Annotated in this window: 11 protein-coding genes and 1 pseudogene; all 12 read right to left on the bottom strand. The window is 39.8% G+C overall.

Features of this window, described 5'->3' with window-relative positions; translation table 11 throughout:
• Positions 1 to 349 precede the first annotated feature (349 nt).
• The 12 genes and pseudogenes from HHK02_RS11085 to HHK02_RS11030 all read right to left on the bottom strand — a co-directional run bounded on the left by HHK02_RS11085 (position 350) and on the right by HHK02_RS11030 (position 11,973).
• Positions 350 to 529, bottom strand: coding sequence for a hypothetical protein (locus tag HHK02_RS11085; RefSeq protein ID WP_085649727.1), 180 nt, complete (start codon positions 527 to 529; stop codon positions 350 to 352).
• Positions 530 to 958 carry an OsmC family protein gene (locus tag HHK02_RS11080; protein WP_003669548.1) on the bottom strand — a complete coding sequence of 143 codons (429 nt, stop codon included), beginning with the start codon at positions 956 to 958 and terminating at the stop codon, positions 530 to 532.
• Positions 959 to 1,954 carry a D-2-hydroxyacid dehydrogenase gene (locus tag HHK02_RS11075; RefSeq protein ID WP_181462443.1) on the bottom strand — a complete coding sequence of 332 codons (996 nt, stop codon included), beginning with the start codon at positions 1,952 to 1,954 and terminating at the stop codon, positions 959 to 961.
• Positions 1,955 to 3,142 (bottom strand): aminotransferase class I/II-fold pyridoxal phosphate-dependent enzyme, encoded by a 1,188-nt coding sequence (locus HHK02_RS11070; RefSeq protein WP_181462442.1) that lies wholly within the window; start codon positions 3,140 to 3,142, stop codon positions 1,955 to 1,957.
• A complete protein-coding gene (locus tag HHK02_RS11065; protein WP_181462441.1) occupies positions 3,143 to 3,364 on the bottom strand; it encodes a transcriptional regulator in 222 nt (73 codons plus the stop codon). It abuts the gene before it with no gap.
• Positions 3,365 to 5,578, bottom strand: a complete 2,214-nt coding sequence (locus HHK02_RS11060; protein WP_085649729.1) for an ATP-dependent Clp protease ATP-binding subunit — start codon at positions 5,576 to 5,578, stop codon at positions 3,365 to 3,367.
• Positions 5,579 to 8,374, bottom strand: coding sequence for a hypothetical protein (locus HHK02_RS11055; RefSeq protein WP_181462440.1), 2,796 nt, complete (start codon positions 8,372 to 8,374; stop codon positions 5,579 to 5,581).
• 137 nt (positions 8,375 to 8,511) lie between these two features.
• Positions 8,512 to 8,889, bottom strand: a pseudogene (locus tag HHK02_RS11050) (tyrosine-type recombinase/integrase); the annotation flags it as partial.
• A gap of 3 nt (positions 8,890 to 8,892) precedes the next feature.
• Entirely contained in the window at positions 8,893 to 9,183 is a 291-nt protein-coding gene (locus HHK02_RS11045; protein WP_086120770.1) for a type II toxin-antitoxin system RelB/DinJ family antitoxin, read from the bottom strand.
• Positions 9,184 to 9,492: a type II toxin-antitoxin system YafQ family toxin gene (locus HHK02_RS11040; RefSeq protein WP_086120772.1), complete on the bottom strand. Its 309-nt coding sequence runs from the start codon at positions 9,490 to 9,492 to the stop codon at positions 9,184 to 9,186.
• Positions 9,493 to 9,888, bottom strand: coding sequence for a replication protein (locus HHK02_RS11035; RefSeq protein ID WP_172381016.1), 396 nt, complete (start codon positions 9,886 to 9,888; stop codon positions 9,493 to 9,495).
• A complete protein-coding gene (locus tag HHK02_RS11030; protein ID WP_231124854.1) occupies positions 9,889 to 11,973 on the bottom strand; it encodes a replication protein in 2,085 nt (694 codons plus the stop codon).
• Positions 11,974 to 12,003: the final 30 nt, after the last annotated feature.

The following is a 12,003-nucleotide window of genomic DNA, read 5'->3' as shown; positions in this document are numbered from 1 at the left end:
TGATGACATGATATATTAATAAAGTTGCTGATTGAGCTATCGATCAAAAGAAAATCAAAATTAATTAAATTTTCTTCTTGACAAACTGAACTGATATATGTTATAATAAACGTGTTGATTGGCTGCTTGATTAGCCAACGGGTAGACCTTTGAAAACTGAACAAAGTTTCGACGAATCAAATGTGTAGGGTCTTCAATCACGATGTGATTTGAAGTAAGTGCGTCATTTGACGGACATCCTTTCATATAGGTTTGATTCACTTAATATGATACCTGATGTCACGCCGAATGGCGTTTTTGCATTTACCACCAATTAGGTGGCTAACTTCATTCTATAATCCACCTTTTTTTACTTTTTAAATAAAATCTTGATAGTAGCAAAGATCCCAATAACTGTAAAAACAATACAGATACTTTTTTCATAAACATCGCTTGCATCCGGAATATCTAAAATCCAAAAGAATGTAACAATAAAATAGATATAAAAACTAGGATCAGTATAAAAATTACGGTTAAACTTTACTTTCATCTAATCAACTTTTACAAATCCATCTTGAACAAATTTCGTTCCGTAGGTCAGAGTGTTTTCCACGGGACACTTTGCGGCAACGTCAGCGAGGAACTTCTTGATGTCTTCATCAGACTCGCTGCTGCGAAGATGTGGTTGGTAACGGATCTCAGTAAACTTACGAACATTCTTACCATCAGCAACGTCTTCACGGCCAAGGTCACCTTCGATTGTTACCCAAAAAGCTCGTAAGTCAAAGTTACGTTTTTTAGCTAATGCCTGAGCAGTAATTGCTTGGCAGGCACCAAATGACGCAAGGAGAATTTCTACTGGATTCATCCCCGTATTTGTACTTTCAGGTTCATCAAAGGTAATTTCAAAACCACGGGTACCTGCTGAAACTTGCATCCCCGTTGTTGTCTTAGTTGCTGTTACTTTATATTTACTCATTTATAAGGTGATTTCATGTGATGATTTTTCGCCATTAAGGATTGCCATCACATCATCAAGTGAAATATCCACCATATTTTTGACCGCTAAATTAGTAAAGAAGGCAATGTGAGGCGTAAGAATAACATTATCCATTTCGTGTAATTCTTTAACAAGGGGCTGATCATCAAGCCCTTTTTCTCGACGATTTGTGGCCGCCACCGTTTCTTCACCTTCAAAAGTATCAAGGGCGGCAGCTGCAATTGTTCCCTTTTTTAGGGCGGCAACTAAATCAGCTGTATTAACGACTGGACCACGACTAGCATTGACTAAACCGGCAGTTGGTTTCATCATTTCAAAGTCGTTAGCAGTCAATAAATCTTTAGAAGTTGGATTTAAATCGACGTGGAGACTAACAACATCGGCTTGCTTTAGTAATTCTTCTTTAGAAACGAACTGGACAATTCCATCGAGGTCAGTGCGCGGATTCGTGTCATAACCAAGAACAGTGGCACCTAATGCATGAAGAAGCTTTGCCAGGGTTCCGCCAATGCGTCCAACACCAATAATTCCAATCGTGGCAGTATGAATTTCCGTTGATTGTTCATCACTAAACCAGCGGAAGTCATTTTCGGCGACTTGGTGGTCAAAGCGGTAGGTTTTCCGAAGCAACCGGAAAATCTGCATTAATGCAAACTCGGCGACACTCCGCGGTGAATATGCTGGTACATTGGTCACGACTAGGTCATTTTCGTTAGCCTTTTTGATGTCGACCATGTCAAATCCAGCTGTCCGCGTTGCAATCTGTTTGAGCCCATTGGTATGGAGCTTTTCATAAATATCAGCCGGAACTTTACTACGTTGCTGAATCACGAGTCCATCAACATCGGCAGTTAATTCAACAGCATCGTCAATCAATTTCGGCGTTGTGATGATTTCGATATTATGTTCTTTTGCGTATTTGTTAATGGCGGTTTGTTCATCGTCCCGCACACTAGTCATTAAGATTTTTGTCATTTAATCCTCCTTATTAATGAAGGCTGCAATGTTATCAAGAGCTCTGGTTAGATTTTCCATACTGGTGGCGTAACTGATTCGGACGTAACCTTGACCGCCAGCACCGAAGAAGGAACCAGGAATTACAGCAACTTTTCCTTCATTGGCAAGATCTGTCGCAAATTTAAGGTCATCATTACCATATTGTTCAGGAATCTTGGCAAATACGTAGAAGGCTCCTTGAGGATTAATCAGCTCGAACCCTAATTTTTGGAGGTTATTAACAACAAAATCTCGTCGTTGCTCATAGGCATCTTTCATTTCTTGAGTAGCTGCTTTTCCTTCGTTAGTACCAAATGCGGCTACTGCAGCGGCCATTGCTGGATTAGAAGCAGCGGTTACTAACATCGCGTGAATGGCACTGACTGATTTCATCAATTCTTGTGGCCCAGCGATAAAACCAATGCGGTACCCAGTCATTGCATGTGACTTTGAGGCACCATTTAAAATTAGCGTTTGTTCGGGGATGTAATTAGCGATTGAAGTATGAGTAGCTCCGTAAACAAGTTCCGAGTAAATTTCATCTGCAATTACGATCAGGTTAGTTGATTTAACCGTATCGGCTAATGCTTTAATTTGATCTTGGGTGTAAGTAACACCAGTTGGGTTGGAGGGGTAGTTAAGAACTAGTCCCTTTGCGTTAGGATGTTCCTCTAGGACGCTTTGGAGTCTTGCGGGTGTGAGAATAAAATCATCGCTGCTTGTATCAACTTCAATCGGAATCCCACCAAGAATCTTTGTGACAGCCATGTAGAAGGGGAAAGTTGGGGTTGGAATGATAATTTCGTCACCAGGATTAATAATGGTAGAAAGAGAAGCGAAAATTCCCTCTGTTGCACCAACTGTAACCGCAATTTCGTTTTCTGGATCGTATTCTAGCTGGTAACGATCTTGCATAAAATGAGCGATGGCTTGGCGTAGTGCTAAGGTTCCACTTCCCGGAGCATAGTGTGAATCATTGGTATTGATGCTATCGATTGCGGCCTGCTTCATCGCGGCTGGTACATTAAAGTCTGGTTCACCTAATGTTAGTTTAATGATGCCAGGGATTGAGCTTACCTGATAATCAAATTCGCGGATTCCACCAGGAGTGAGTTTAGTGAAATTATTGTTAAGACGATTAAGGATTTCTTTTTTAGTAGCTGGCATTCATTCGAGGTAATGCTCTTCTAGTTCTTTAAGGACCTTCCACATGCTCTTGTCCTGAGCACGAGCCAAGGCATCAAGATCACGCAGGTTAAGCGAGGTCGAACTAGACTGTGGTTTGTTAAACGATTTGTGTAAAGTCGTGTAGCCGTAACCGGAACGCTTGGAAACTTGATAAATGGTCAAGTGGTTAACTTTCAAATAATGTTTGATGTCGATCCGCATTTACTTTTCGTCTTTCTTATCTTCGTCAGACTTCTTGTCTTCTTCCTTCTTTTCAGATGGTGAGGTATATTCTTTACTATCGTCTTTTGAGGCGTCCTTAGCGTCAACAATTACAAGTTGGCCATTCTTCATTTCAGCAACAAGGTTCTTTGCATCGAGGTGGTCAAGGTAGTAATCAGTTACCTTATCACGGATTTCACGTTCGATAACCCGACGAAGAGGACGAGCACCCATGGCTTCATCGTAGCCTTCATCAATAAGGTATTGCTTTGCAGCATCAGTAACCTTAACATGCATTCCCTTCTTAGCTAATGTCCGGTTAACTTCAGCAAGCATTAAGTCAACGATTTGCTTCAAGTCTTCCTTAGTCAAACTGTGGAATTCAACAATGGCGTTGAACCGGTTCAAGAATTCAGGACGGAAGTAAGTAGTCAACTTCTTAATTAAGTCTTCTTCATCTTCGTTCCGACCCATCTTAACTGGAGCATCGTTGGAGTAGCCGGCGTTTGATGTAGCAATGATAACAGTATTCTTAAAGTCAATAGTGTTACCTTGTCCATCAGTTAAGCGACCATCATCAAGTACTTGAAGCAAGAGGGTGATAACTTGTGGGTTAGCCTTTTCAATTTCATCAAGAAGAATAATTGAATAAGGGTGACGACGAACCTTTTCAGTCAAGGTATTACCGTTGTCCTCATAACCAACATAACCAGCAGTAGCACCGATCATCTTAGATACAGCTGTCCGGTCAGAGTATTCAGACATATCTAACCGAATAATATCGTCTTTGCTGCCAAACATATCAAGGGCTAATTGCTTAGCAAGTTCAGTCTTACCAACACCAGTAGGTCCAACAAAGAGGAAACTACCAATTGGTGAATCGCCTTCGTCAAATCCAGCACGGTTACGACGAATAGCACGAGCAACTGCTTCAACAGCTTTGTCTTGGCCAATAACCTTGCCTTCAAGCCGCTTGTCCATGTCCTTTAGACGTTCAACGTCACTAGCACCAATCTTTGAAACTGGAATTCCAGTAATTTGTTCTACAGCCTTAGCAACATCTTCTGGAGTAGCAGTAACCTTTTCAGATTCAGAGTTTTCGCTCAATTGCTTCTTCAAGTCAGCAATCTTTTCCTTGGCATCTTGAGCAGCCTTGTAATCTTCTTTCTTAGCAGCAGCTTTTTGCTTCTTTTCTTCTGCTTCGATATCTTTTTCAATTGCCTTAGCATCACGTGCAGGATGCTTTGCTGCTAAGTGAGCAGCAGTCATATCGATTAAGTCGATAGCCTTGTCAGGTAATGCACGTTGTGGCATGTATTGAACAGAGTAATCAACAGCAGCTTGGAGAACGTCATCTGGTAACTTTACATTGTGGTGACGTTCGTACAAGTCACGGATACCTTTAAGAATAGCTACAGTATCAGCCTTGCTTGGAGCATTAACAGTAACAGCATTGAACCGCCGTGCTAATGCAGCATCCTTCATAATAGTGTTCCGGTATTCATCTTGAGTAGTTGCACCGATAACTGTTAGTTCACCACGGGATAATGCTGGCTTAATAATGTCAGACATACCCTTAGAACCACTAGAATCACCAGTTGAACCGGCACCGATAATTTGGTGAATTTCATCAAAGAAGAGGATGATGTTTCCAGCCTTCTTGACTTCATCAACCAACTTTTGCATGTTTTCTTCAAAGCTACCACGGTATTGGGTACCTGCTTCAAGACCAGAAATATCGATACTGATAATTTCCTTGTCCTTGATAGCAGCTGGTACATCGCCGGAAACAATTGCTTGTGCTAATCCTTCAACAACAGCAGTCTTACCAACACCAGCGTCCCCAACTAATACAGGGTTGTTCTTTGTCCGCCGGCTTAAAATTTCAGCTGTTTCTTGGATTTCCTTGTTCCGACCAATAACAGGGTCAAGTTCATGTTCACGAGCTTCTTGAGTTAAGTTTCGACCTAACTTGTGTAAGATACTGTCCTTACCTGCGTTAGGTTGAGGGCCAGGTTGCCCACCTTGTTGAGGATTTGCACTGCCTGGCAATTGACCAGTTCTACGATATTCAGCAAATTCTTCTGGTGTCACTTCACGACCATTGATTAGGTAACGCCGATTATCAGAATTGAAACCATTCATGCCACCCATTAATTGATTAAAGATGTCATTCATGTCGTTGTCAAATGGATTCATTGGGTTTTGAGCCATTTAGTTGTGGCGCTTCTTTGAACTGTAAGTGATACCAAGTGTACCAAGTAATGCAGTGGCAGCTAAAGCAACAATTGACATAGAAGATTGATCAACCTTTTGTGATGATTCACTCTTCTTAGCAGGAGTTTGCTTCTTAGCAACAGTACCAGCTTTTACAACTGACTTCTCACTGTTGTCTGCTTTAGTGGCTTTGTTATCAGCAGTAGAAGCAACCGATGTTTGTGTACCATTATTTGTAGTAGCAGCAACTGCAGTGGTTTGTGTTACAACTGGAGCTGAACTTTCATTACTCTTAACAGTGTTTTCAGCAGCATGATTTACTGTAGTAACAACTGGTGCAACCGCAATAGGTGTTTGTGTAGCTGTCTTTACAATTGATGGTGCTGAAACAGTTTGAACACGTCCAGTAGTTTCAGCTTGTAGAGAGTTTGAAGCTGTTGAGAAGGCAACAGTATCAATATTACCGTCATTAGCAACTTTCACTGCTGAAGGAAGGACAACAGTATTATTTGCTAAACGAACTTCATTAGCTCTTTTAGCATTTTCACGCCGTTGAATAGCTGCTAATTGAACATTGAATTGTTCAGCAAGTTTGTTATAAGCAGCCTTATTTTCAGCCTTTAGTTCAACAAGAACAGCATCACCATGAGCAATAACTGCTTGGTGTTGATCTTGTAATTGCTTGATTTGTGGATCAACGCTTGGAACAAGTTCATTAATCTTAGCATCAAGCTTTACATTTTCAGCTTTCTTGATGTTGGCGATCTTAGCGTCACGAACACTAGCTGCCTTAGTAACTGCAACATCATAGTTAGCCTTTACTTGAGCCTTCGCATCCTTATATTGTTGTGCAAGCTTATTTAAGCTAGACTGGTGGGCACTAGCTAACGCATCAAGGGATTGTTGTGCTTGTGCCTTAACATCAGCTAATTTTTGTTGTTCGCTAGCAGTAGCTTTTTGCACATCAGTAGCAGTTGGCGTAACTGTCTTTGTGCCTGGTACCTTATTAACGTGATATTGAGCAGTCTTAATAGTATTTAATTGCGCATCAACAGTTGAAGTACCCCATACATTACGTTTTTGAACTTCTTTAGTTAAGTTAGCATCATGATCAATGTTAAATCCGACATGATCAAACGTTACAGCATATGATGGGTTCTTGCGATCAGAAACACCTGATCCATTCTTAGCAGTCATTTCATCAGTCAACTTTTGGAAACCAATTCCCACAGTTCGAACACCAGCACAAAGAAGGTTAACTGCATGTCCACCGATGTGTGTTGGGTTTACTAATTCACCATAGTACATACCCTGCATTGAGTTGTAGAGATTAATAGCGTAATTAAGAAGGGTTGGCGTTCCAGCTTGCATAGTAGTCAAGTTTTCGTTAACGTCAGTGTAAACTGTCTTACCATTGAATTCACTTGTTAAATTCTTTTTCAAGTTCTTGGTTGCATCATTAATAACGCTAGTATAAGTTGCTTCGGCAGGCATTCCACTGCTGATAACAGTATGGCTATTATTATCAATATTGTACTTTGTCCGGTTAGCAACAACTTGATTTGCAATGTTATCAGTAAAGTCAGTACTTACTAAATCAACTGGAGCAACGTTTACAAAACCATCATTCTTATTAACCACATTGTAAAATTCACGGTAGTTTTGGAAAACATTGTTACGGAAACCATTTTCCCATGAAAGAGCTAATGCCCGTAATACTTGAACTTGGTCAGCCGTTAAACCATCAGCAGAAACTTTTTCTGAATGGTCATTTTTAGCATCATAGCTTAATAGACCTGGTTGGAAGTCTAATGGCATTTCTGAAATATCATGTGGAGTTGATTCAGCAGCCTTGTTTGTGATTACAGCACTATCAGGGTATTCACCATAGTAAGTATTAGCAAATTCAGGATAAGTATAATCAGATACAGGAATAGCACCATTATAACCACGAACTTCTAGATGAATTCCATATTTTGTTACATAAGCAGGAACTTTAAAATCTGTTTGTGGTTTAGCAACTCGACCAGTAACGGCAACATCATTAGTAGTTGCGACTTCATATGGCTTGTTAGCATTAGCAGTTGCGGATGCAAGAGATGCTTCAGCATTTTTAATATTTTCTGCATTAGTTGCTTGTTGAGCAGATAGCTTACCTTGGTAAGTATCATTTTCCTTAGCAACAGCTGAGTTGTAATTATTGGCAGCAGCTTGTGCTTGGCTTGTCTGCGTATTAGCGGCATCACTTAAAGCCTTTTGATATTGTGCATTGATATCAGCAACAGCTTGTTGATTTTCAGCAGCTTGATTAACAGCTTGTGCGTACTGTTGATCATTTGCTGCACGTTGAGTGGCTTCGTTTTGTTGTTGTGTGTTAATTTGTTGTTGGTATTCAGCATTAGCAGCTGAAGTTTGTGCTTCAATAGAAGCAGCAGTAGAAGCTTGTGCTTGTGCAATAGCACCGGCTTGTTCTTGTTCTAGAGCAGCATGACTAGCTTTTAATTGATCAATTTGTGCGTTGGTTTGTGCAAGATCCGCAGCATTTGATTGCTCGTTGGCCGTAGCTTGTTGAGCTTCTTTACTATCATTAGCTGATTGCAATTGTGCAAGTTGCTGATCAGCAGTTGCTCGAACTTGGTCGTAAGTAACTTGGTCATTACTTACTTGTGCATTGTTTTGACTATTATCAGCGTGTACATCTGTCGTTGAAGTGGTGGTAACGACACCTGCTGTCAAGATTACCCCCGCAATCAAAGCAGTTGAACGCCAATTATTTGTATTCGAATTTCTCATTAAATACAACAAGAGGCTGGGAAAAAACTCCTAGTCCAAATAAAAACCGGATGATGAATTTTTTGAACAATTCATCATCCGGTTTTTATGTACACAGGAAATCGTTCCTGATATGATGTAATTACCCCTAAAAACAACTAATCGAACTTTACCTCATCGAGCATTTGTTCACGGCTGACTTGGTCTAAGCCTAAATATTTGAGGGTCATTGCTTCTGACGAATGATTGAGCAGTGACATTACTAAACCGATATTGTAATGAGTTTGTGTGTAAACCCGATAAGCACCTGTTTTTCTCATCGTATGAGTACCGAGGTAGTTAATATCGAGTAAATCGCCCGTTTTTGCCATGATTTTATAAAATTGCTTTTCTGTAATATGGCGGTCAGGGTGCTTAATTGAAGGAAAAAGCCACTCTGATTGAATATTTTTATCGTTTAGCCATTGAAAATAGTCAGTTAGGTCCTGTTTAACTGGTTTTAGGTACAATGTATTCGGTTTTCCGGTCTTTTTATCTCGTTATTCTTTATCCAAATAGTTCTTTAGTTCATCTACATTGTTAAAGCTAGGGGAATCATCGGGAATAATACCGAGTTCCTTTGCTTGGGCTGTTACGATGGCCTTTTTAGTGGTTTCTGTTGGTTCGTCAGATTCAGCTAACACTTCAAAAGGTACTTTCTTCTGAATAACTAATTGACGAGCAGCTAAGTTGAAGTACCCATTAATACTTAATCCCATAGACTTTAATTCCTTGTTTAATTCTTTCTTGAGATTATCATCAAGACGAATTGTAGTTGGCGTTGTTTCCATTTATTTTAGCGTACTATGGAACAATTCATTATGGCTACCTACTCGAATTAATCGAATTGATGGGTTCGTTTTATGGGGCATATAAATTACTAGTACATCAACCTTGCCGTCAGATAAATGGTACTCGTAACTACCATTATAATTGCCACCACGATTATCTAAAATATGTGGTCGGTATTCAGCGTTAACAATTCCGTTAAGGTGCAACTGATTTAAGGTATTCATAAGTTCATCAATTAATTCAGGGTGATGGTGCTTTAAGCGTTGATAGTCTTTCTTAAATTGGGGTTCAAGTTTTAATTGGTACATTTAATCTTGATTGTTCCCATTGGGTAATCCATTTTGCATTAATGGATTATTCCCCAATGGTTTTACATGATTTTGTTGTGGCTGTTCTTGTTTTACTTTCGTCATAAATGCATCCACAAAATCATGCAAATCTTTTTTCGTAAATGGCTTCTGCTCATTGCCAATTTGCGAATCAATAATGCTGGTTAAACGTTGCTTTAATTCATCATTATTGATTGCCTCAGTCATCAATGCTTCGGCCAGTTCCGCTTTCCATTTTAGCTCGTTTAAAGCTAAAACATCAGCGTCATGCTTCATTTGAAGTTTCTTATATTCCATATCTTCTGGAACAGTGCGACCACTTAATTTTTTTGCTTTCAGTTCTTGCCAACGGGCAATACTTTTCGGAGACATCATTTAAAACTGTCTTTCATCGTCTTTGTTAAGGCGTTTGTTCATTGCATTGGTAATTTGCTGAGTAGCTTTTTGGCTTTGTTTTTGATTAGCAAATAGAATTGCCTTTTGTAATTTAAGGATGGGGTCATTATTGAGCTTGTTCATTAGCTGTTTTTCTCTTTGGTAATCAAATGGATGTTTAGAAGCTTGAATTGTAGATGGATCTAGATACCTTGATTTTAGGTTTGGTTTGGGTTGATTGGGGTTCGTTGGAGTTGTTAGAGTTTTGGTGATTTGGTCAACGAATTTGAGTGCTTCTTCTTTTACTTTTTGAAGAGCTTTAGCAGCAACCTTAATCAGGTATTTGATGTTTTGTTTGAGGTGTTGTTGACGACCAGGATCAGTGTTAACTGGTTGAGGGCGTTCATTGTTGTTTAGTAATGATTGTTCGACTTGATGTGATGGATCGTTTTGGGCAATTGAATCGACAAGTTGGTTTTTGTAGGAGTTAATGTTATCTTGAATGGCTTGGTTAGATGTTGTTAATTGATCATTTTGGGTTTGCAGGTCTTTATTGTCATTAATAAGCTTAGTGTGTTTGGTTTGATCTGTTTGCCATTGTTGCCGTTGATCATTGCGCCATTGGTCGATGGAGGCTTCAACATCGTTGATATTGTCTGCGGTTATTGGTTCATTATCACCGTACATTAGGTTATTACGGTCAAATTCCTGTTGAGCTTCCTTAACGCGCTGTAATTTGCGTTGCTTTAATTGTTCGTCAGCATCGTTAATTTGGTTTTGTAAAGTTTGTAGTTGTTGTCGCTGTTGATTTAGTAGCTGTTCTTGTTGTTCTTGCTGCTGTTTGGCAGCTTTTTCTTTTTCTTGAGTAGCTACCATGTCTTTATCTGCTTGTTCTTTATTGCTTTGAGAGGCCCTAGCAGCGTGTGTAATGCCATTTGCCATTTCTAAGGGTGTTAGATTATTTCCGTCCTTATCAACTGCCTGGTGGCCTGTGGTGGCCTCATAGATGGCTTTGAGATTCTTAGTGACAGTTTCAACCTGATGTTTGACATTATTATTCTGATTGGTAAGGTCGTTAGTTTGCTTTTGCAGTGATTGGATAGCTTCTTTGTGTTCAGCAATTTCTTGGTGTTGAGCTTTTAGTTGTTCCATTGAAAGTCCGGTTTGAAGCGATTTGTCAGTCTCAGTTTTACGTTCAAACTCAAGAATTTTTTTATTTTGGGGGACTTTATAAGTTTTATGCAGCTCGGTTTCCAAGCATTTAAGGGCAAATTTATCTATGCTAGCCCGGTACCATTTGGTAGCTGCTCGGCCTGAGCAATATTGACCTGTTACCGCATGGTGTAGGCTGACTAATGCTTGATTGAGTGAGTTAGTCGCATGGGCAGGTCGCTTTTTACCGCCACGTGTCATGCCAAAGGTTGCTATCTCGTAATGGATATGTGAGATTCCCATTTCATCGTTGTTAGTAGCATAGCGGCCGCGATGTAAATAATCGCCAATATTTACTCGTTTTCCTGATTTGAGATTCCAACCAACATTGTTATTAGTAGCAGTAATTAAAGCGCGATTGAAGCAATCGTAAAATCGTTTAGCGACAGCAATGTTATTTTTAATCGGCTGCTCGTGTTCGTCTTTTAGCTTAAAAACAAGATGAGTAGTTCCATCGGGAAGCTTTTCCTCTACGTACGAAGAAGCCGGGCAAAACTCTTTCATCAATTGACTTTGAACTTCCATATTGCCAATGGTCAAAACTGCAGTAGCTTTTTTCTTCCTCTTGAGAAAGTTTTTTACACTTCCGTATTGTCGTTCAGCATGACCTTTTTCTCGTTGATGTTGGTCGTGCTGTTCCACGTAGTTATGGAAGTGTTGCTCATTCCAATCGTCAATAGCTTGACGGGTGGCAGTTGATTCATCATATACGTTAAATTGAGTTTCACTGAATACAATATCCTTGTTTGAATGGTTAATACTCTGGTCATGTTCCACGTGCTTTTGAATACCAGAATAACCATTAGTATCTTTTGCCTGTAAGTCTGTTGTTACTGTACATTTCAATGCCATTATTTCATCACCAGCGTTCATAGTTTTACATTTTAATTGTAGCACGTTCAG

This window comes from Limosilactobacillus reuteri (assembly GCF_013694365.1).
Taxonomy (GTDB): Bacteria; Bacillota; Bacilli; order Lactobacillales; family Lactobacillaceae; genus Limosilactobacillus; species Limosilactobacillus reuteri_E.
This window is presented reverse-complemented; position numbering and strand designations above follow the sequence as displayed.

What these genes read in the sequence shown, in the direction of transcription:
- HHK02_RS11085 (WP_085649727.1), bottom strand. Translation starts at nt 529, where the DNA reads ATGAAAGTAAAGTTTAACCGTAATTTTTATACTGATCCTAGTTTTTAT.
- HHK02_RS11080 (WP_003669548.1), bottom strand. Translation starts at nt 958, where the DNA reads ATGAGTAAATATAAAGTAACAGCAACTAAGACAACAACGGGGATGCAA.
- HHK02_RS11075 (WP_181462443.1), bottom strand. Translation starts at nt 1,954, where the DNA reads ATGACAAAAATCTTAATGACTAGTGTGCGGGACGATGAACAAACCGCC.
- HHK02_RS11070 (WP_181462442.1), bottom strand. Translation starts at nt 3,142, where the DNA reads ATGCCAGCTACTAAAAAAGAAATCCTTAATCGTCTTAACAATAATTTC.
- HHK02_RS11065 (WP_181462441.1), bottom strand. Translation starts at nt 3,364, where the DNA reads ATGCGGATCGACATCAAACATTATTTGAAAGTTAACCACTTGACCATT.
- HHK02_RS11060 (WP_085649729.1), bottom strand. Translation starts at nt 5,578, where the DNA reads ATGGCTCAAAACCCAATGAATCCATTTGACAACGACATGAATGACATC.
- HHK02_RS11055 (WP_181462440.1), bottom strand. Translation starts at nt 8,374, where the DNA reads ATGAGAAATTCGAATACAAATAATTGGCGTTCAACTGCTTTGATTGCG.
- HHK02_RS11045 (WP_086120770.1), bottom strand. Translation starts at nt 9,183, where the DNA reads ATGGAAACAACGCCAACTACAATTCGTCTTGATGATAATCTCAAGAAA.
- HHK02_RS11040 (WP_086120772.1), bottom strand. Translation starts at nt 9,492, where the DNA reads ATGTACCAATTAAAACTTGAACCCCAATTTAAGAAAGACTATCAACGC.
- HHK02_RS11035 (WP_172381016.1), bottom strand. Translation starts at nt 9,888, where the DNA reads ATGATGTCTCCGAAAAGTATTGCCCGTTGGCAAGAACTGAAAGCAAAA.
- HHK02_RS11030 (WP_231124854.1), bottom strand. Translation starts at nt 11,973, where the DNA reads ATGAACGCTGGTGATGAAATAATGGCATTGAAATGTACAGTAACAACA.